The sequence below is a fragment of the Pseudomonas sp. HTZ2 genome (assembly GCF_033173945.1).
In the GTDB taxonomy this organism is placed as follows: domain Bacteria; phylum Pseudomonadota; class Gammaproteobacteria; order Pseudomonadales; family Pseudomonadaceae; genus Aquipseudomonas; species Aquipseudomonas guariconensis.
This window is the reverse complement of record NZ_CP137332.1, coordinates 3,400,548-3,420,595: the sequence shown is the minus strand read 5'-3', so window position 1 is coordinate 3,420,595 and position 20,048 is coordinate 3,400,548. Positions and strand designations below refer to the sequence as shown.

Below are 20,048 nucleotides of genomic sequence, written 5' to 3'. Positions count from 1 at the left end.
CGGGCAATGAGCGCCTGTCGCCGCCGCTCGAGCCCGTCGCCAAGCCCTTCCGAGCCTGACAGCGCGCACCAGCACCGGTACAATTGTCCTCTTTGCCGCAACGCTTGGAGTCCAATCTCCCGTGTCAGTTCTGCGCCTACCGCAATTATCGGCCACGGCCGGCAAACAAACCTGGGGAAACCTGCCCGGGGCCGCCCTGAGCCTGGCCATCGCCGAAGCCGCCAGCAGCGCCGGTCGCTTCACCCTGCTGTTGACCGCCGACAGCCAGGCTGCCGACCGCCTGGAACAGGAGCTGCGCTTCTTCGCGCCCGACCTGCCGGTGCTGCCGTTCCCCGATTGGGAAACCCTGCCCTACGACCTGTTCTCGCCCCACCAGGACATCATTTCCCAGCGCATCGCCAGTCTCTATCGGCTGCCTGAGCTCGATCACGGCATCCTCGTGGTGCCGATCACCACCGCCCTGCACCGCCTGGCCCCGACCCGCTTCCTGCTGGGCAGCAGCCTGGTGCTGGATGTGGGCCAGACGATCGACGTCGAACAAATGCGCACGCGCCTGGAAGCCAGCGGCTACCGCTGCGTCGACACGGTCTACGAGCATGGCGAGTTCGCCGTGCGCGGCGCCCTGATCGACCTGTTCCCCATGGGCAGCAAGCTGCCCTACCGGATCGACCTGTTCGACGATGAGATCGAGACCCTGCGCACCTTCGATCCCGAGACCCAGCGCTCGATCGACAAGGTCGACTCGGTTCGCCTGCTGCCGGCCCGCGAGTTCCCGATGCAGAAGGACGAGGTCACCCGCTTCAAGGCGCGCTTTCGTGAGCGTTTCGACGTGGATTTCCGGCGCAGCGCGATTTTCCAGGACTTGACCAGCGGCATCATTCCCGCCGGTATCGAGTACTACCTGCCGCTGTTCTTCGAAGAAACCTCGACCCTCTTCGACTACTTGCCGACCGACACCCAGGTGTTCTCCCTGCCGGGTGTCGAACAGGCAGCCGAGCATTTCTGGAACGATGTGCGCGGACGCTACGAAGAGCGCCGCGGCGACTTGTCCCGCCCCCTGCTGCCACCGGCCGAGCTGTTCCTGCCGGTCGAGGACTGCTTCGCCCAGCTCAAGCAGTGGCCCCGGGTCGTGGTCAGCAGCGACGAGATCGAAACCGGCGCGGGTCGTCTACGGTTCCCGGCGCGAGCCTTGCCGAATCTGGCGATCGAAGCCAAGGCCAACCAGCCACTGGCGGAGCTGTCGAATTTCCTCGAGCAGTTCCCCGGACGCGTGCTGTTCACCGCCGAATCGGCCGGCCGCCGCGAAGTGCTGCTGGAACTGCTCGAGCGCTTGAAGCTGCGCCCTCAAACCGTCGAAGGCTGGGCCGACTTCGTCACCGGCAAGGACCGCCTGGCGATCACCATCGCCCCGCTCGACGACGGCCTGCTGCTGGATGACCCAGGCCTGGCCCTGATCGCCGAGAGCCCATTGTTCGGCCAGCGCGTGATGCAGCGCCGGCGTCGCGAAAAACGTGGTGAGGCGGCCAACGATGCCGTCATCAAGAACCTCACCGAGCTGCGCGAAGGTGCACCCGTGGTGCATATCGACCACGGCGTGGGACGTTACCTGGGCCTGGCCACCCTGGAAATCGAAGGCCAGGCCGCCGAGTTCCTGACCTTGGAATATGCAGAGGGCGCCAAGCTCTACGTACCGGTGGCCAACCTGCACCTGATCGCCCGCTACACCGGCAGCGACGATGCCCTGGCCCCACTGCACCGCCTTGGCTCCGAAGCCTGGCAAAAGGCCAAGCGCAAAGCCGCCGAGCAAGTCCGTGACGTGGCGGCCGAACTGCTCGACATCTATGCCCGGCGCGCCGCCCGCAAGGGGCATGCATTCGCCGATCCGGCCGCAGACTACGCCACCTTCAGTGCCGGCTTCCCGTTCGAGGAAACCCCGGACCAGCAATCGGCCATCGAGGCAGTGCGCGCCGACATGCTCGCCGGCAAGCCGATGGACCGCCTGGTGTGCGGCGACGTCGGCTTCGGCAAGACCGAAGTGGCCATGCGCGCAGCGTTCATTGCCGTGCACAGTGGCCGCCAGGTGGCAGTACTGGTGCCTACCACCCTGCTCGCCCAGCAGCACTACAACAGTTTCCGCGACCGTTTCGCCGACTGGCCGGTGACCGTCGAGGTGATGAGCCGCTTCAAGTCGGCCAAGGAAGTCAGCGCCGCCGCCGCAGAGCTGGCCGAAGGCAAGATCGACATCCTCATCGGCACCCACAAGCTGCTGCAGGACGACGTGCGCTTCAAGGACCTAGGCCTGGTGATCATCGATGAGGAGCATCGTTTCGGTGTGCGTCAGAAGGAACAGCTCAAGGCCCTGCGCAGCGAGGTGGACATCCTTACCCTGACCGCCACGCCTATTCCACGCACCCTCAACATGGCCGTGTCGGGCATGCGGGACCTCTCGATCATCGCCACCCCGCCGGCGCGACGCCTGTCGGTGCGCACCTTCGTCATGGAGCAGAACAAGAGCACGGTCAAAGAGGCGCTGCTGCGTGAATTGCTGCGTGGCGGCCAGGTGTACTACCTGCACAACGACGTCAAGAGCATCGAAAAATGCGCCGCCGAGCTGGCCGAACTGGTACCCGAGGCACGTATCGGCATCGGCCACGGCCAGATGCGCGAGCGCGAACTCGAGCAGGTGATGAGCGACTTCTATCACAAGCGCTTCAACGTGCTGGTTGCCTCGACCATCATCGAGACGGGTATCGACGTGCCGAGCGCCAACACCATCGTCATCGAACGCGCAGACAAGTTCGGTCTGGCCCAGCTACACCAGTTGCGCGGCCGGGTCGGACGCAGCCACCACCAGGCCTACGCCTACCTGCTGACGCCGCCGCGCCAGCAGATCAGCGCCGATGCCGAAAAACGCCTCGAGGCCATCGCCAACACCCAGGACCTGGGTGCAGGTTTCGTGCTGGCCACCAACGACCTGGAGATTCGCGGTGCCGGCGAGCTGCTCGGCGAAGGCCAGAGCGGGCAGATTCAGGCCGTGGGCTTCACCCTCTACATGGAAATGCTCGAGCGCGCCGTCAAGGCCATCCGCAAGGGCACCCAGCCGAACCTCGAGCAACCGCTTGGTGGCGGCCCGGAGATCAACCTGCGTCTACCGGCGCTGATTCCCGAGGACTATCTGCCGGACGTGCATGCCCGTCTGATTCTCTACAAACGCATCGCCTCGGCCGCCGACGAAGAGGGCCTCAAGGACCTGCAAGTGGAGATGATCGACCGCTTCGGCCTGCTGCCTGAACCGACCAAGAACCTGATGCGCCTGACCCTGCTCAAGCTGCAGGCGGAAAAACTCGGCATCAAGAAAGTCGATGCCGGCCCCAATGGCGGCAAGCTCGAGTTCGAGGCCGAAACCCCGGTCGACCCGCTGACCCTGATCAAGCTGATCCAGGGCCAGCCCAAGCGCTACAAATTCGAGGGCGCCACGCAGTTCCGCTTCCTCGTGCCGATGGAGCGCCCCGATGAACGTTTCAACACCCTGGAGGCGCTGTTCGAGCGCCTGACCCCACAGCCTGCCTAAGGAAGATCCATGCGTGCCATTCGTTGCCTGACCTTGATGCTGACGCTGTTCGCGCCGGCCGCCTTCGCCGAAGGCCTTTATCAGGTGGAAATGATCCTGGTGCGGCAGAACGCCGTACCTGCGGTAACCAGCCCGTTCGCCCCCGAAGATTGGAGCGCCGGCGCCCCCCGCCTGGACAAGGGCGCCGAGCGCCCACTGGCGCTGGAGGACGAAGTCACCCGCTTGCAAGCCACCGCCGACTACACCGTGCTGATGCACAAGGCCTGGCAGCAGGAAGTGGGCAGCGAACCGAGCCGTATCGCCCTGAGTGCAGGCCAGGAGCAGTTCGGTCATTTCCCCATCGAGGGCAACCTGAGCATCGCCGATGGCCGCTTCATCGCCGTGCAGGCCAACTTCTGGGTGAACCAGCTCGATGGCAATAGTGCCGTGGTGCGCAGCGAGCAGTTCAAGCAGAGCAACAGCAACATGAAAGGCAACCAGCTGACCTTCCTCGACGGCGGGCACCTTGCCGTACTGCTGAAGGTGACACCCGCTGGCATGCGCAAGATGCCGGTGATGGATCCGGAGATGATGGAGCAGTGAGGTGAGCGAGAGCGATGTGCGGCGCCTGCTTCAGCGCGATGAAAGCTGGAAGGCGGACTTCGACGACGGAGCGCTCGCCCGTGGACAGAACTACGCGGCGCAGGGCCGGACAAAAACGCTTTCGATCCATGACAGAACGATAGAGGCTGCCTGCCTGGGCTCGGCAGGCCAGCGCTACACTCAGAAGATCCTTCTCGAGCCGAACGCTGGCAGGCTGCGGGTACTGGGCCGCTGCAGCTGTCCTGTGGGCGTCAACTGCAAACATTGCGCTGCGACACTTTTCCATTTGCACGCGTCCCTCGATGACCATGACGCCAGCGACGGGCTGTCCCTTCCCCCGGAGCTGAGCCAGTGGGTCAAGGCACTGGAAACGCCCGAGTCTGCGCCGGCCAATCCAAGCCCTTCACGCAAAGGGCCAGCCATCTACTACCAGATCAGCCTGAACCAGGCGCAATGTCGGCTGGAGGCGGTGAAAGGCACACGCCAGAACGACGGCACACTGAAGCTGAGCAGGATCACCTCGCTGCCGGAAATGATCTACTACACGCCACGCTATGTAACCGAAGCCGATGCGCGGCTGCTGCGCCTGATCAGCGCCCAGAACAGCAACGTCGTCTCGCCGGTAACCCGCCTGGAGGGGAAAAAGGGTTCCGAACTCCTCGAGTACGCATTGGCAAGCGGTCACCTGCTGTTCGACCAGCAGCAGGAGCCGCTGACTCCTGGCCCGGACCAGGCCGCCGAGTTTCGCTGGGTCCGACTGGAGGACGGCGCGTACCGGGGCGTCTGGCATCACGACAGCGACACACCGCTGCAGGTCCTGCCGCTCGACCCGCTGTATTACGTCAATCCGCAGACCCGCCAAACCGGCAGGCTGCAACATAACCTGGACCCATTCATCGCCAGCCAGCTGGCGCGCGCGCCCATCGTACCCGAACACCTGGTTGTCCCTTTGAGTCACCGCCTGAATGCCTTGAACCGCCAAGTCCCCACCCCTACCGCCGTGCGTAGCGAAGAGCACGATGACATCCAGCCGCGTCCGCACCTGACCCTGGGCAGCCTGGAATTCAGTGCCTACATGCCCAAGACCGGGCGTATGCAGCGTCAGATGCAGCATCGCGCTGCGCTGGCGTTCAGTTATGACGGCCTGCTTGCCAGCGGCACCGATGAAAAGCCCCTGAGCCGCCTGGTAGGCGAAACCAGCCAGCGCATCCGTCGCCAGCCCAAGACCGAGCAAGCCTTTCGCCAAACCCTGCGCGAACTGGGCTTCAAGCCTGCCACCCGACAGAGCAAAGCTCTGCCGGACAGCGCAGGCGAGATGCTCCAGCTACCCGACGATGAGGCTTGGCTGCGCTTTGCCCGCGAAGGGCTGCCCAAACTGCGTCAGGCCGGCTGGGAGATCGACATTCCTCGGGATTTCGCCTTCGATCTACAGGAGGTGGACGACTGGTACGCCACCGTCCAAGAAGCGCCGGGCCATGAATGGTTCGATCTCGAGCTGGGTATCGTGGTCGATGGGCAACGCCACAGCCTGCTGCCGATCGTGCTGCAGCTGTTGCGCAGCAGTCCTGAACTGCTGCGCGCCGGCGAACTGGCCCGACGTAGCGACGATGAACACCTGCTCATCGACCTCAACCGCGGCCGCCAGGACAGCCCTGCCCTGCGTGTCGCCCTGCCCTATGGCCGGATCAAAGCGGTGATGGGCACCCTCGGCGAGCTCTACCTGCATGAAGATGCTGTCGGCCCATCCCTGCGCCTGGAGCGTGCCGATGCGGCGCGACTGAACGATATCGAGCACCTGCCCCTGCACTGGGAAGGCGGCGAGCATGTGCGTGAGCTGGGCCGACGACTGCGCGATGCGCGTGATTTGCAGATCGAGCCGCCCAAGGAGCTCAAGGCCGAGCTGCGCCCCTACCAACAGCAAGGCCTGAACTGGCTGCAGGCCCTGCGCGAAATGGGCACCGGCGGCATCCTGGGCGATGACATGGGCCTGGGCAAGACCCTGCAGACCCTTGCCCACCTGCTGCTTGAGAAACAAAGCGCACGCCTGGAGCAACCGGCCCTGGTGGTGATGCCCACGAGCCTTGTGCCCAACTGGCTCGATGAAGCCCAACGCTTCGCTCCCGCACTTCGCGTCCTGGCACTGCATGGCCCGGGCCGCAGCAAGCACTTCACCGCGCTGCACGACTACGATGTGATCCTGACCACCTACGCCCTGCTCCCGCGGGATCTGGAGCACCTGCGTTCAGTGCACTGGAGCCTGCTGATTCTCGACGAGGCGCAGAACATCAAGAGCAGTACCAGCAAGGCAGCCCAAGCGGTCTGCGATCTGAAGGCAGGCCAGCGCCTGTGCCTGACCGGCACCCCGATGGAGAACAACCTGGGCGAGCTATGGTCGCTGTTCCACTTCCTGATGCCTGGCTGGCTGGGCGATCTGAAGCGCTTCAACCAAGACTACCGCACACCGATCGAACGCCACGGCGATACCGAACGCATGGCGCATCTGGCCAGTCGCATCCGACCATTCCTGCTGCGCCGGACCAAGGAACAGGTGGCCACCGAGCTGCCGGCCAAAACCGAGATGATCCACTGGGTCGAGCTCAGCGATGCCCAGCGCGACACCTACGAAGCCGTGCGCGTGGCCATGGACAAGAAAGTCCGTGACGAGATAGCCCGCAATGGGGCGGCGCGCAGTCAGATCGTCATCCTCGATGCCTTGCTCAAGCTGCGCCAGGTGTGCTGTGACCTTCGCCTGGTCAAGGGCGTGGAGGCCAAGGGCAACCAGGCCGACAAGGGCAAGCTCGGCAGTTTGATGGACATGCTTGAGGAGTTGCTCAGCGAGGGGCGCCGGGTGCTGCTGTTTTCGCAATTCACCTCGATGCTGGCGTTGATCGAGACCGAACTTGCCAAGCGCAATGTCCGCTATAGCCTACTGACCGGTGACACCCGTGACCGACGCACCCCTGTGCAGCAGTTTCAGACCGGCGAAAGCGAGGTATTCCTGATCAGCCTCAAGGCCGGCGGCACGGGCCTGAACCTGACGGCTGCCGACACGGTGATCCACTACGACCCGTGGTGGAATCCAGCCAGCGAGAGCCAGGCCACCGACCGCGCCTATCGCATAGGCCAGGACAAGCCGGTGTTTGTGTTCAAGCTGATAACCCGAGGCACGGTAGAAGAAAAGATCCAGCAGCTTCAACAGGAGAAGGCAGCCCTGGCAGCCGGCCTGCTCGATGGCGGATCGGCTGGCCAATGGCGCTTGGGCGATGAGGAGATCGAGGCACTGTTTGCGCCACTGCCTGGCAAGCGCAGTCGCTGATCTGTGGAGGACGCTTTCGTCGCTCCACCAGATCGCACCGAATCAAGGCACCCCAAATCAATCGACCAACTGTGCTTCCTTCAAAGCACCCAGCGCCTCCAGCCAACGCGGCTGCTGGCGGTAATCGGTGCGGGCGAAGCCGCGTCCGCGCATCCTCGCGATCCGCGGCGATGGCTCGACCTTCAGCCGCTGGGCCGCGCTCAATGCCAGCTCCGCCGCTGCCCGGTCATTGCACACCAACCCCATGTCGCAACCAGCACTCAGGGCCGCCTCGATCCGGCTGGCAGCATCACCCACCACATGGGCACCGGCCATGGACAAGTCGTCACTGAAAATCACCCCCTCGAACCCCATCTCACCGCGCAGGATGTCCTGCAGCCAGCGACGCGAGAACCCGGCCGGCTGGTTATCGATTTGCGGGTAGATCACATGCGCAGGCATCACAGCCGCCAATTGGCCTCTTAGCTGAATGAAAGGCAGCAGGTCCGCCTGGCGTAACTGCTCAAGGCTGCGCTCATCCGTAGGTATGGCCACGTGAGAGTCGGCTTCCGCCCAGCCATGCCCCGGGAAGTGCTTGCCACAAGCAGCCATGCCAGCGGCATTCATACCGCGGATGAACGCCCCCGCCAGTTGGGTGGCGCGCGCCGGGTCGCCCTCGAAGGCACGGCTGCCGACTACAGCGCTGCGCTGATGATCCAGGTCAAGCACCGGGGCGAAGCTCAGGTCAAGGCCTACAGCCTGCACTTCGGTCGCCATCAGCCAACCACACTGCTCGGCCAGGTATTCGGCGTTGGCATTGTCGGCGATCGCACGCATGGCCGGCAGACGTACGAACCCCTGGCGTAGGCGTTGGACCCGCCCACCCTCCTGGTCGACAGCCAGGATGAGGTCGGGGCGCACCGCGCGGATGGAGGCGCACAGCTCACGCACCTGGCGAGGGCTATCGATGTTGCGGGCAAAAATGATCAGGCCGGCCACTTCGGGCTGGCGCAGGAGATGACGGTCTTCGGCGGTCAGCCATTTACCGGCGATATCCACCATCAGGGAGCCTTGCAGGCGGGCAGTCATATTGGATTCCTTCATGGGAGGGGCAGCACGCCCCAGTGCGGGCAGGCAGACTCATCGATCCGCACCGCGCAATGGTCCGGTACCCGATCGAACAACGCGATCAAGTCGCTGTTCCTGAGACGTATGCAACCATGGGACAACGGGATGCCCATAGGTTCAGTGTCCGGCGTACCGTGCAGGTAGATGTAGCGGCGAAAGGTGTCGACCTTGCCAAGCCGATTGACCCCAGGTTCACAACCACTGAGCCAGAGAATGCGGCTCAGGATCCAGTCGCGCCCGGGAAACTGCTCATGCAGCTTCAGGGACCAGACCTCGCCCGTCCAGCGCCGGCTGCGCAGTACAGCGCCCTGCGGCAGGCCGGCACCGATCTTGGCGCGGACCTGGTGAAGGCCTCGCGGCGTACAGCCGGAGCCATTGAGCTCCCCGGCACCGTTTCGCGCCGTGGATACCTCCAGGCGCACACGCAGCGCCCCACGGGTGAATCCGTAGAGGCGCTGGTCGGCAAGAGAGATATGTAGGTAGTCGAGGTCAGGCATGGGCGCTAGCTTAGCCCAAGCGCCTCTTAGCGCACAGTGTCAGGCCTTGGCAGGCGCTGGCGCGACGCTGCTTTTGCTGCGTGGACGCAATTGTGCGGTGGCCATGGCCGGATCGGTGACCCCACTGTCGGCACGCATGCCAGCGGCGAGAAACGGCACCATCAGGCGCATCACTTGCTCGATCGAGGTATTGATGCCGAAGTCGGTTTCGGCGATGGCACGCAGCGCCTTGATGCCCGACATGCTGAAAGCGGCAGCCCCAAGCATGAAGTGCACGCGCCAGAACAGCTCCAGCGGCGGGATACGTGGCGCGGCTTCGTTGACCAGCAGCATGTAGCGGCGGAACACCTTGCCGTACATGTCTTCGAGGTATCGACGTAGGTGACCTTGGCTCTGGCTGAAGGCAAGGCCAAGCAGGCGCATGAAGATCGACAGATCGTTGTTGCTGCGAGGCTGCACGGCCAGCGCTTGCTCGACCAGCATCTCGAGCAACTCCTCCAGGCTCGGTTTGGGCTCGGGGCGCGCCTGACGACGATCCAGCTCACGTTCGAGACTGGAGCAGAACGGGCCGAGAAAACGCGAGAATACCGCCTGGATCAGGGCTTTCTTGGAGCCGAAATGGTAGTTGACCGCTGCCAGGTTGACCCCGGCCTTGCTGGTGATCAGCCGCAACGAGGTTTCCGCGAACCCCCTCTCCGCAAACAGCTGCTCTGCAGCATCGAGAATGCGTTCAACGGTTTCCGATTGGGCCATGACTACTCCGCCTGACAAACAGTTGTTTGAAACATACGTTTCAAGCTTTCATCTGTCAAGACACGTGACCCGCCAGTCGCCATTTAACCACAGCATTGAAACATTCGCTGCAAGCCACGGTTGGCGCAGGCTTCGCCCTATATGCACGACACAGTGACGTGTTTTCCCGGCCCACAGTGCTTGCAGCTGGCCAGCCACTGTATATAATCCCAGTCACTGTATAAAAAGACAGAGCGCTTGCCATGCTTAAACTGACGCCACGCCAAGCTGAAATCCTGGCCTTCATCAAACGCTGCCTGGAAGACAACGGCTTTCCGCCGACCCGCGCGGAAATCGCTCAGGAACTTGGGTTCAAATCGCCCAATGCCGCCGAAGAGCACCTCAAGGCGCTCGCCCGCAAAGGAGCGATCGAAATGACCCCGGGCGCCTCCCGCGGCATTCGCATCCCAGGGCTTGAGACCAAGGCAGAAGAGAACAGCCTGCCTATCATCGGCCGGGTCGCTGCCGGCGCACCGATCCTCGCCGAGCAACACATCGAAGAATCCTGCAACATCAACCCAGCCTTCTTCCATCCTCGCGCCGACTATCTGCTGCGTGTCCACGGCATGAGCATGAAGGACATCGGCATCTTCGACGGCGATCTGTTGGCGGTCCACACCTGCCGGGAGGCCCGCAACGGCCAGGTCGTGGTCGCCCGCATCGGTGACGAAGTGACCGTCAAGCGTTTCAAGCGCGAAGGCAGCAAGGTCTGGTTGATCGCCGAGAATCCCGAATTCGCCCCCATCGAAGTCGACCTGAAAGAACAGGAGCTGGTGATCGAGGGCTTGAGTGTCGGCGTCATTCGCCGCTGATCCAGGAGGCGTCATGCAGCAGTTCATCCAAACACCCCAGCAAGCCCAGTTGCCGCTGTTCGAAGCCTTCCTGGCCCAGCCGGCGCTGCCAGGTCTCAAGCCTAGAGACTCTGCCGGTGAGAAGCCGCGCAAGGGCACCCAGCCGGAGTTGTTCAGCGAACTGTCTTTGCGCGGCGCTCCAGGTCATTGCCAGGGCCTGCTGGCCCCGATCCTGCGCGAGCTGAGCGAAGAGGACGAAACCCGTTGGCTGACGCTCATCGCGCCCCCTGTCAGCCTGACCCAGGCCTGGTTGCGTGATGCCGGCCTGAACCGCGAACGTATTCTGCTATTGCAACCAGGCGCAAACCAGAGCGCCTTGCAACTGGCATGTGAAGCGCTACGCCTGGGCCACAGTCACACCGTCGTCAGTTGGCTTGGCAACGTCAATGCCAATGCACGCCAGCAATTGATCCGCGCCGCCAACACCGGAAACGCACAAAGCCTGAACATCCGCCTCGGCTGATGTTCAGGCTTTGCCTGTCTCAATCCAATCCCTGAATCGGAGCGCGGTGCTCAGTGCAAAACGCGCGGTCCTTCGTCACGCTCGAAATCGCCCTCTACCAGGCGACCTGCCATCTGCACACCCACGCTCAACATGGCCTTGGCCACTTCAACATGCTGGCCCTGCAGGAAGGCCTTGGCGTCCTCGGAGAAATCCAGGGTCACCAGGGAACCCTCGTCCTCGGCGCGGCGCAGTTCGATCCGGCCATCAGGCAACTCGACAATTTCTAGAAAGGACGTTGACATATAGGGCCTGCTTTTCACGAAAGGCGATTATTGTACCAGCCGCCAGCGCTATCAGCACTCACTCAACGCGTCACGAAAGCGCCGAACCACGTCCTTGAGGTTGGCCCGCCAACTTTCCAGCTCTTGCCGGGAAAGCGCTTGTTGCTCGGGCTCGTCCAAATTGACGGCCTGGATCAGCGGCTGGGTGACATCGGATTTAGGGGCTTTTTTGGCGACCGGCGGTCGGAACAAATCGGCATAAGCACTCAGCATCTGGGCAAGCCAGGTTTCTGGCTGACGCACCAGCTCAAGCAACTCGGCCACCTCAGGAATGGCGATGCTGTTCAGCGCCTCGTCGTTGAGCAATAGCTCGACCCGCGACGCCCCAGCCTGAGGCAAGCGGTAGAAACCTGCAATTTCATGGCACAGCCCTAGTAAAGCGCCATACAAGTGGAACAGCGCGGACTCGCGCTCGGCCTGTATCAGGCCTTGGGCATTCATCGCCTGGCTACCTTCAGCCTTGGCCATGGACTCCAGGGCAAGCCCGGCGAAGAAGAGTTTCTGATTGGTGCGGGTGTAGAGTTCCTGGGCCATCTTCAGTGGCCTCCCTGAGGCTGCAAGGCGATATCCCAGTGTCAGGGATTGCCCTGCCCCGCCGCAAGCTCAATGTCAAAAAGAAAGGGGCCGATTCGCGGCCCCCTTTCAGCACTTTGGATCAGCGCTTGTCTTCGATTTTCCAGCTGTTGCCGTCAAAGAATGCCTTCCAGCCGGTCGGCTTTCCGTCGACCTCGGACTGCACGTACTGCTCTTTTGTCTTGCGGCTATAGCGAATCACCGCCGGACGCCCGTCGGGATCTTTCTGCGGGGCATCGCACAAGAAGTGATACTTCGGATCGATCTCGTGCTTGTGCGGGATGATCTCCAGCACCAGTGGCGCGCGTGTTTCGCGGTTCTTCGGGAACTGGCTGGCAGCCAGGAACAGCCCCGAGGCGCCGTCGCGCAGCACATAAGTGTCATCGACCTTCTCGCACTTGAGCTCGGGCATGTCCACCTTGTCCATCTTCGGTGGCGCTGCCTCACCGCTCTTGAGCAGCTTGCGGGTGTTCTTGCACGCAGGATTGGTGCAACCGAAGAACTTGCCGAAACGGCCAGTCTTGAGCTGCATCTCGCTACCGCACTTGTCACATTCCAGGCTAGGCCCTTCATAGCCTTTGATGCGATAGCTGCCCTGCTCGATCTCGTAACCGGCACAGTCCGGGTTGTTGCCACAGATGTGCAGCTTGTGCTTTTCATCCAGCAGGTAGGCATCCATCGCCGTGGAACAGATCGGGCAACGGTGCTTGCCACGCAGGACCAAGGACTCGGACTCACCTTCATCGTCGGCAGCGATTTCATCGCCCGGTACGAGGTTCACGGTGGCCTTGCAGCGCTCCTTGGGTGGCAGACTGTAACCCGAGCATCCCAGGAACACGCCAGTGGAGGCGGTACGGATCATCATGGGTCGACCACATTCTTTGCAGGGAATGTTGGTCAGGGTCGGCTGGTTGGCACGCATACCGTTCTCGGCGGATTCGGCAGCCAGCAGCTTCTTGCTGAAATCGCCATAGAACTCGTCCAGAACGTTCTTCCAGTCGCGTTCGCCCTGGGCGACGTCATCGAGGTTCTCTTCCATGCCGGCGGTGAAACCGTAGTCCATGAGATTGGAGAAGCTTTCCGACAGACGCTCAGTGACGATGTCGCCCATCTTCTCGGAGTAGAAGCGGCGATTGTGCAAAGTCACATAGCCGCGGTCCTGGATGGTAGAAATGATCGCCGCGTAAGTCGATGGTCGACCGATCCCACGCTTTTCCATTTCCTTGACCAGGCTGGCTTCGGTGTAGCGCGCCGGCGGCTTGGTGAAGTGCTGGCTCGGGTCGAGCTGGATGAGCTTGAGCGACTCGCCCTGGGCCATTTCCGGCAACACGTCATCTTCGCCCGGCTTGCTCTGCTGAGGCAGTACACGGGTATAACCGTCGAACTTGAGGATGCGGCCCTTGGCACGCAATTCAAAGTCACCGGCATTGACCGTGACGCTGGTGGACAGGTATTGCGCAGGAGGCATCTGGCACGCCAGGAACTGGCGCCAGATCAATTCGTACAGGCGCTCGGCGTCACGCTCCATGCCACTGAGCTTGGTCGGATGAGTGTTGACATCAGAGGGGCGAATCGCTTCGTGCGCTTCCTGGGCACCCTCCTTGCTGCCATACACCACTGGCTTTTCCGGCAGGTACTGCTTGCCGAACTCGCGCTCAATGTAGCTGCGCGCCATATCCAGCGCATCGACCGACAGGTTGGTCGAATCGGTACGCATGTAGGTGATGTAGCCCGCCTCGTAGAGACGCTGGGCCATCATCATGGTTTTCTTCACACCAAAGCCCAGGCGGTTGCTCGCGGCCTGTTGCAGCGTCGAGGTAATGAACGGCGCCGACGGCTTGCTGCTAGTCGGGCGGTCTTCGCGTTTGGCAACGCTGTAGCTGGAAGCCTTGAGTTTCTCAAGCGCCGCCATGGCCTGGGCTTCGTTCAACGGCTTGAAGGCTTCGCCCTTCTCACGTGCCACTTCGAAGCGCACCTTGGCGTTCTTGGCGGTCCCCAGGTCAGCATGCACTTCCCAGTATTCTTCAGGATTGAAAGCCCGAATTTCCCGCTCACGTTCCACTACCAGCTTCACGGCCACCGACTGCACCCGACCGGCGGACAAGCCCCGGGCGATCTTGGCCCACAGCAACGGCGAGACCATGTAACCGACCACGCGATCGAGGAAGCGCCGGGCCTGCTGGGCGTTGACCCGATCGATGTCCAGCTCGCCTGGCTGGGAGAAGGCTTCCTGAATGGCCTTCTTGGTGATCTCGTTGAACACCACGCGCTTGTAGCGGCTGTCATCACCACCGATAGCCTCGCGCAGGTGCCAGGCGATGGCTTCCCCTTCGCGGTCCAAGTCGGTTGCGAGATAAATGGTGTCGGCATCCTTGGCCAGGCGACGCAGTTCGTCGATGACCTTTTCCTTGCCGGGCAAGATTTCGTACTTGGCTTTCCAGCCGGCTTCCGGGTCGACCCCCATGCGGGCGACCAGCTGGCGGCGCGCCTTCTCCTTCGGCGACAGCGCGGGGGCCTCGGACGCGGTCTTACCGCGCTTGGCCGCCGGCTCCTTGGTGGCGCTGGCCGAACCGCTGGTGGGGAGGTCTCGGATATGGCCGATACTCGACTTCACCACGTACTGGCTGCCCAGGTACTTGTTGATGGTCTTGGCCTTGGCCGGGGATTCCACAATGACCAGCGATTTGCCCATGGATCGGAGTATTCCTGAATCTGAAGATGAAAAACGCGTCAGGTGCCAGACGCGGCACCGCTATATATAGTGGCAACAGGGTGAGGTCAAGCGCTCAGGTTCAGCCTTGCGCTACACCAGGCTGCTCGAACCGTCCCTCTTCGGCCTTGACCAAAGCAAAGCGTGGCACCTGCTCGCCGTCAACCTCGACAGACTCCAGGAACATCGACAACGGCCTTACCCAAAGCCCGAATTCGCCATACAACGCCTGGTAGAACACGACCCATTCTTCGGTCTCGGAGTGCCGCGCAACGCCGAACACACGGTACTCAGGCCCTTTGTAATGCCGGTACACACCGGGTTGTATCTGCATGTCGCCCACCTCTTGAAACAAATCCTGTAAAAAACAAAAACCGGGGCACAAGGCCCCGGTTGCTGTCATCGACGCGATCAGACGCGTTCGAAGACAGTGGTGATGCCTTGACCCAGGCCGACACACATGGTGGCGACGCCGAGGGTACCGCCTTTTTGCTTCATGACGTTGAGCAGGGTGCCGGAAATCCGCGCTCCCGAGCAACCGAACGGGTGACCCAACGCAATCGCGCCGCCGTGCAGGTTAACCTTCTCATCCATCTTGTCGAGCACTTTCAGGTCCTTGAGTACCGGCAGGGCCTGCGCGGCGAACGCTTCGTTGAGCTCGATGAAGTCGATGTCGGCCATGGTCAGGCCGGCACGCTTGAGGGCTTTCTGGGTCGACGGCACCGGACCGTAGCCCATGATTGCCGGGTCGACGCCGGCCACCGCCATGGCGCGGATGACCGCCAGAGGCTGGATCCCCAGGTCCATGGCACGCTGGCCGGACATGACGATCATGCACGAAGCGCCGTCAGTGATTTGCGACGAAGTACCAGCGGTGACGGTACCCCCTTTCGGGTTGAACGCCGGCTTGAGCGACGCCAGGCCTTCAAGGGTGGTTTCCGGGCGAATGGTCTCGTCGTAGTCGAAGACCTTCAGGAAACCGTTCTCGTCATAGCCCTGCATCGGGATGATCTCGTCCTTGAAGTTGCCTTCGACCGTCGCCTGGTGGGCCAGCTGGTGCGAACGCAGGCCGAACAGGTCCTGCTGCTCGCGGGTGATGCCATGCATCTTGCCGAGCATCTCCGCAGTCAGGCCCATCATGCCCGACGCCTTGGCGGCATGCAGGGACAGGTGCGGGTTGGGATCCACGCCATGCATCATGCTGACGTGACCCATGTGCTCGACACCACCGACGACAAACACATCACCGTTGCCAGTCATGATCGCCTGGGCGGCGGTGTGCAGCGCGCTCATCGACGAGCCGCACAGGCGGCTCACGGTCTGGGCCGCAGAAGTATGCGGGATCTGGGTCATCAGCGACGCCATGCGGGCGATATTCCAGCCCTGCTCCAGGGTCTGGTTGACGCAGCCCCAGATCACGTCCTCGACTTCTTTCGGATCGACCTTGTCATTGCGCTCCAGCAGCTTGCTGATCAGGTGCGCGGACATATCCTCGGCACGGGTGTTACGGTGCATGCCACCTTTGGAACGACCCATCGGCGTGCGACCGAAGTCGACAATCACCACGTCTCTTGGATTCAGGCTCATATCAATACTCTCGCTCTAACTCGTTGGGCGCTCAGTTGAAGAAGCGCTGACCGTTCTTGGCCATTTCGCGCAGCTTCGCGGTCGGGTGGTACAGCGGCCCCAGATCGGCATATTGGTCGGCCAGGGCGACGAACTCAGCGACCCCGATCGAATCGATGTAGCGCAGCGCACCACCACGGAAGGGAGGGAAGCCAATGCCGTACACCAGGCCCATGTCGGCTTCGGCGGCGGTCTCGACGATGCCATCTTCCAGGCAGCGGACGGTTTCCAGGCACAGAGGGATCATCATCCAGTTGATGATGTCCTCGTCGGTCACTTCACGCTGCTCGAAGACGATCGGCTTGAGCACATCCAGCACCGAGGCATCGGCGACTTTCTTCGGTTTGCCGCGCTTGTCGGTTTCGTAGGCGTAGAAGCCCTTGCCGTTCTTCTGGCCCAGGCGATTGGCCTCGTACAGGGCATCGACGGCGGAGCGGCGATCGTCTTTCATGCGGTCCGGGAAGCCTTCGGCCATGACGTCGCGACCATGGTGGCCGGTGTCGATACCGACGACGTCCATCAGGTAGGCCGGGCCCATCGGCCAGCCGAACTTTTCCATCACCTTGTCGATGCGCACGAAGTCGACACCGGCGCTGACCAGCTTGGCGAAACCGCCGAAATACGGGAACAGCACACGGTTGACCAAGAAGCCCGGGCAGTCATTGACCACGATCGGGTTCTTGCCCATCTTCTTGGCGTAGGCGACGGTGGTAGCGACCGCGACTTCACTGGACTTCTCGCCACGGATGACTTCCACCAGCGGCATCATGTGCACCGGGTTGAAGAAGTGCATGCCCACGAAGTTCTCGGGACGCTTGAGGGCTTTGGCCAACAGGTTGATGGAGATGGTGGAGGTGTTGGAGGCGAGAATCGCGTCCTCTTTGACCTGCCCTTCCACTTCCGCCAACACCGCTTGCTTGACTTTCGGGTTCTCTACCACCGCTTCGACGACGATATCGACGTTGCCGAAATCACCGTAAGACAGGGTCGGACGAATGGCATTGAGCGCCTCAGCCATCTTCGCCGGGGTCACGCGCCCCTTCTCGACACGCTTGCCGAGCAGCTTGGAGGCCTCGTTCAGGCCCAGCTGGATGGCCTCCTCACGGATGTCCTTCATCAGGATCGGCGTGCCCTTGACGGCGGACTGGTAGGCGATGCCGCCACCCATGATGCCGGCGCCGAGCACGGCAGCCTGCTTCACGTCACGGGCGATCTCGTCATGGGCCTTGGCCTTGCGCTTGAGCTCCTGATCGTTCAGGAACAGGCCGATCAGGCTTTCGGCGACCGAAGTGCGGGCCAGCTTGGCGAAACCTGCGGCCTCGACCTCCAACGCTTTGTCACGACCGAAATTGGCGGCTTTCTGAATAGTCTTGATGGCTTCGACCGGTGCTGGGTAGTTCGGGCCGGCTTGACCTGCGACGAAGCCCTTGGCGGTCTCGAAGGCCATCATCTGTTCGATGGCATTGAGCTTGAGCTTTTCAAGCTTTGGCTGGCGCTTGGCCTTGTAATCCAGCTCACCGCTGATGGCACGCTTGATCAGGTCCAGAGCAGCGGACTGCAGCAGTTCAGGGGCAACCACGGCGTCCACGGCGCCGACCTTGAGCGCGTCCTCGGCACGGTTTTCCTTGCCGGAGGCGATCCACTCGATCGCGTTGTCCGAACCGATCAGGCGCGGCAGGCGCACGGTGCCACCGAAGCCTGGGTAGATGCCCAGCTTGACTTCGGGCAGACCGATCTTCGCGCTCGAGGACATGACGCGGTAATCGGCCGCCAGGCACATTTCCAGGCCGCCACCCAAGGCGATGCCGTTGATGGCAGCGACGGTCGGCACGGCGAGGTCTTCAAAGTCGTTGAAGATGCGATTGGCTTCCAGGTTGCCGGCGACCAGCTCGGCCTCGGGCAGCTTGAAGTTGTCGACGAACTCGGTGATGTCGGCGCCGACGATGAACACGTCCTTGCCGCTGCTGACGATCACGCCCTTGATGGCGGCGTCGGCCTTGATGGCGTCTACGGCCTGGCGTAGCTCTTCCAGGGTCAGGCGGTTGAACTTGTTGACGGACTCACCCTTGAGGTCGAACTTCAGTTCGACGATGCCGCTTTCAAGAGCCTTAACCGTGATGGCTTTACCTTCGTAAATCATCAACTGATCTCCACGATATGGAAGCTGAACTGTACACGCCGATCGCTGGTGCGAAGGCCGATCAAGCCTTCTTTCCAGGCACACCCGTCAGCGCGATAGTCGGGATTCTGTAAGAGCGATCTGACATACAAACGCTCAATTCATACGCCCGTTTGATTTGGGTATGCACACATTCACCGAAAAGATCGGCGTTGTCAAATGCTCGAAAGCACCCTTAAAACGCGACTTTCCGGTCATTTTGCACCGCACAGGTACCAAACATGATGACGGTGATTGCGGCACATTCATCGGGAACATAGACACCCCATACACCCAGAAATGCACTGGTAAATGAGGAAAATGGGGCACAAGGCAGAGGCGTTACGCTATTGGGGCCGCGAAAAGCGGCCCAGGGAGGGTAGAGATCAAGCGAGGGTTTCGAGCACGCGGGCAATATCCTGCAAAACAGTCTTGTCGCCCCGCTCGCTCCAGTACAGGGCCAGCATGCGACTGTCGGCTTCGACTTTGTAGACCGTTGCCGGCAGGCGCGCAAAGGCTTCATTCAGGCGCGGGTCTGCGCAGGGCTCGCGCCACTGGTTCCACCAAACCCCTGGCGTGACCTGCCAATAACACCAGGTATCGTCGCTCCCCTTGCGCCGGGCTCGATGGTATTGCGGACAGGGGCTGGGAGGCTCTTTTTCCAGCCAATGAGGCCACTGCTGAGGCGCCAGCTGCATGGCCAACCCCATACGCCGGCCTTCCAGACGTAGATTCATCTGCTCGCTCTGTTTTCGCGAAGGGCGCAACCAGGCCATAGGGCTCAGAATCAGCGCAAGGATTGACACCACCAGCCATACCGTCATATCTGTAGATTCCATAAAGCGTTGCAAATGAGCTGGTTAGCCAGGTTTCTCGGCACTCGGCCCGAAAGCGACCATACTTCTACTATCGCAAATGTCAGGAGTACCACCATGTCCTACGAACATCTTCTGGTTGCTGTCGACCTGACCGAAGAATGCGACCCGGTGATCAAGCGCGCCATGAAGCTCGCCGAACCTACTGGAGCCAAGGTCTCGCTGGTGCACATCGTCGAACCCATGGCCATGGCCTTCGGTGGCGACGTGCCGATGGACTTGTCGCAATTGCAGCAGCAACAGTTCGATCAGGCCAAGGAGCGCATGGATCGCCTGTTCAACAAGTATCCGACCATCAACCGTGGCGACTCGCACCTGACCTACGGTCAGCCACGTCAGGAAATCCATCAACTGGCCAAGGACCAGAACTGCGACCTTATCGTAGTTGGCAGCCATGGCCGCCACGGTCTTGCCTTGCTGCTTGGCTCCACCGCAAACGATGTGCTGCATGGCGCGCCTTGTGACGTCCTGGCCGTACGCCTGCAGAAAAAAGAAGGCTAAACGCCCCCAGGGGCATCCAACAGCCACTCGCAGGTTTCACCAGCTTGGTCCTGGGCTGGCGAAGCCTGCGGCAGGGCGCCAGGCGCCCTGATGGCCTGAGACA

At 62.0% G+C, this 20,048-nt stretch carries 16 protein-coding genes; 6 read left to right on the top strand and 10 right to left on the bottom strand.

What is annotated here, in order from left to right:
• The first annotated feature begins 121 nt into the window (after nt 1-121).
• From mfd to R6G97_RS15825, 3 genes are read left to right on the top strand one after another with little or no spacing between them, the layout of a single operon-like run.
• Nucleotides 122-3,571 carry a transcription-repair coupling factor gene (mfd, locus tag R6G97_RS15835; RefSeq protein ID WP_090343882.1) on the top strand — a complete coding sequence of 1,150 codons (3,450 nt, stop codon included), beginning with the start codon at nt 122-124 and terminating at the stop codon, nt 3,569-3,571.
• 9 nt (nt 3,572-3,580) lie between these two features.
• The gene (locus R6G97_RS15830; protein WP_317847211.1) at nt 3,581-4,153 is read left to right on the top strand and encodes a peptidoglycan binding protein CsiV; all 573 of its coding nucleotides are present in this window, start codon (nt 3,581-3,583) and stop codon (nt 4,151-4,153) included.
• A gap of 1 nt (nt 4,154) precedes the next feature.
• Entirely contained in the window at nt 4,155-7,469 is a 3,315-nt protein-coding gene (locus R6G97_RS15825) for a DEAD/DEAH box helicase (protein WP_080642168.1), read from the top strand.
• A 57-nt stretch (nt 7,470-7,526) separates the two neighbouring features.
• On the opposite strand, the gene nagZ is transcribed toward R6G97_RS15825, so the two are convergent.
• Genes nagZ through R6G97_RS15810 form a run of 3 tightly spaced genes read right to left on the bottom strand, consistent with a single transcriptional unit; the run spans nt 7,527 to nt 9,826 of the window.
• Complete coding sequence (gene nagZ, locus R6G97_RS15820) at nt 7,527-8,525, bottom strand: beta-N-acetylhexosaminidase (RefSeq protein WP_177343680.1); 999 nt, start codon at nt 8,523-8,525, stop codon at nt 7,527-7,529.
• Nucleotides 8,526-8,548: 23 nt separating this feature from the next.
• Nucleotides 8,549-9,073, bottom strand: coding sequence for a L,D-transpeptidase (locus tag R6G97_RS15815; RefSeq protein WP_090343877.1), 525 nt, complete (start codon nt 9,071-9,073; stop codon nt 8,549-8,551).
• 39 nt (nt 9,074-9,112) lie between these two features.
• Nucleotides 9,113-9,826 (bottom strand): TetR/AcrR family transcriptional regulator, encoded by a 714-nt coding sequence (locus R6G97_RS15810; protein ID WP_043215753.1) that lies wholly within the window; start codon nt 9,824-9,826, stop codon nt 9,113-9,115.
• Between the two features lie 242 nt (nt 9,827-10,068).
• Between R6G97_RS15810 and lexA the strand changes: the two genes are divergently transcribed.
• The gene (lexA, locus tag R6G97_RS15805) at nt 10,069-10,677 is read left to right on the top strand and encodes a transcriptional repressor LexA (protein WP_043215752.1); all 609 of its coding nucleotides are present in this window, start codon (nt 10,069-10,071) and stop codon (nt 10,675-10,677) included.
• A gap of 13 nt (nt 10,678-10,690) precedes the next feature.
• The gene (sulA, locus tag R6G97_RS15800; RefSeq protein ID WP_182815917.1) at nt 10,691-11,179 is read left to right on the top strand and encodes an SOS-induced cell division inhibitor SulA; all 489 of its coding nucleotides are present in this window, start codon (nt 10,691-10,693) and stop codon (nt 11,177-11,179) included.
• A gap of 50 nt (nt 11,180-11,229) precedes the next feature.
• Here the strand turns inward: sulA and R6G97_RS15795 are convergent, their stop codons facing one another.
• The 7 genes from R6G97_RS15795 to R6G97_RS15765 form a co-directional block, all read right to left on the bottom strand.
• Complete coding sequence (locus R6G97_RS15795; RefSeq protein ID WP_043215749.1) at nt 11,230-11,463, bottom strand: hypothetical protein; 234 nt, start codon at nt 11,461-11,463, stop codon at nt 11,230-11,232.
• Nucleotides 11,464-11,514: 51 nt separating this feature from the next.
• Nucleotides 11,515-12,036, bottom strand: a complete 522-nt coding sequence (locus R6G97_RS15790; protein ID WP_317847209.1) for a DUF6586 family protein — start codon at nt 12,034-12,036, stop codon at nt 11,515-11,517.
• A 121-nt stretch (nt 12,037-12,157) separates the two neighbouring features.
• The gene (gene topA / locus R6G97_RS15785; protein WP_070571021.1) at nt 12,158-14,767 is read right to left on the bottom strand and encodes a type I DNA topoisomerase; all 2,610 of its coding nucleotides are present in this window, start codon (nt 14,765-14,767) and stop codon (nt 12,158-12,160) included.
• 100 nt (nt 14,768-14,867) lie between these two features.
• On the bottom strand, nt 14,868-15,119 hold the full coding sequence (locus R6G97_RS15780) for a DUF1653 domain-containing protein (protein WP_043206690.1): 252 nt from the start codon (nt 15,117-15,119) through the stop codon (nt 14,868-14,870).
• 77 nt (nt 15,120-15,196) lie between these two features.
• Complete coding sequence (gene fadA, locus R6G97_RS15775; protein WP_043206692.1) at nt 15,197-16,372, bottom strand: acetyl-CoA C-acyltransferase FadA; 1,176 nt, start codon at nt 16,370-16,372, stop codon at nt 15,197-15,199.
• A 31-nt stretch (nt 16,373-16,403) separates the two neighbouring features.
• A complete protein-coding gene (fadB, locus tag R6G97_RS15770) occupies nt 16,404-18,551 on the bottom strand; it encodes a fatty acid oxidation complex subunit alpha FadB (protein ID WP_317847208.1) in 2,148 nt (715 codons plus the stop codon).
• 404 nt (nt 18,552-18,955) lie between these two features.
• Nucleotides 18,956-19,393, bottom strand: coding sequence for a hypothetical protein (locus R6G97_RS15765; RefSeq protein WP_043206694.1), 438 nt, complete (start codon nt 19,391-19,393; stop codon nt 18,956-18,958).
• A 108-nt stretch (nt 19,394-19,501) separates the two neighbouring features.
• Between R6G97_RS15765 and R6G97_RS15760 the strand changes: the two genes are divergently transcribed.
• Nucleotides 19,502-19,945, top strand: coding sequence for a universal stress protein (locus tag R6G97_RS15760; RefSeq protein WP_043206695.1), 444 nt, complete (start codon nt 19,502-19,504; stop codon nt 19,943-19,945).
• Nucleotides 19,946-20,048 lie beyond the last annotated feature (103 nt).